The organism is Hymenobacter defluvii, from assembly GCF_017589435.1.
Lineage (GTDB): Bacteria > Bacteroidota > Bacteroidia > Cytophagales > Hymenobacteraceae > Hymenobacter > Hymenobacter profundi.
Genome location: NZ_JAGETX010000112.1, coordinates 1 through 554 on the forward strand (window position 1 = coordinate 1; position 554 = coordinate 554).

2 protein-coding genes are annotated in these 554 nt (G+C 49.8%); both read right to left on the minus strand.

Going from position 1 to position 554, the window contains the following annotated elements:
- Positions 1–354: hypothetical protein (locus J4D97_RS23225; protein WP_208309657.1), on the minus strand; the 354-nt coding region annotated here is incomplete at its 3' end.
- The coding region (locus tag J4D97_RS23230; RefSeq protein ID WP_208309658.1) for a sugar transferase at positions 354–554 on the minus strand (201 nt) is incomplete at its 5' end. The genes J4D97_RS23225 and J4D97_RS23230, both read right to left, overlap by 1 nt.

Genomic DNA, 554 nt, shown 5'->3' on the forward strand with positions numbered 1-554 from the left:
TTTGTACAGTGATTGGGTAGGCAAGTTAAAGGGATTCCCCCCCCCAACCGGGCGGGCACCCGCTGGATCTATGGCGTTGTACACACTTCCGTAGCTATAGCTGGAGCCCACGGATAGTCCGCTCAATATTCTTTTCTTTTCGAGCTTTTGGTTTTCAAGAGCTACCTGCTGGGCAATATCCAGATTTTCTATCTGGGCTGAATATTTAATGGCTGCATCAATTAAGACGGGCAGCACTGTTTCGGAAGACTCAAAAAACTTATCCTGCCAGCTTTCCGCTGGCTCAGAGCTATTCTGACTTAAGGCTACCAACGTCTGCAAAACCAGCGCGAAGGTTAGGAGCATTTTATTCATCAAACACTCTCTTTTTGAAATAGGGCCGGTAGTGTCTTCAGCACAATCTGAATATCTTTTAGCAGCGAGTAGTTTCGGGCATACTCCACATCCAGCATCTTGCGCTCATCCGCCGACATGGTACCCTTGCCACGCTTACTGACCTGCCATAGCCCCGTAATGCCAGCCGGGGCGATGAAGCGGCCCGCAAACTGGTCTGT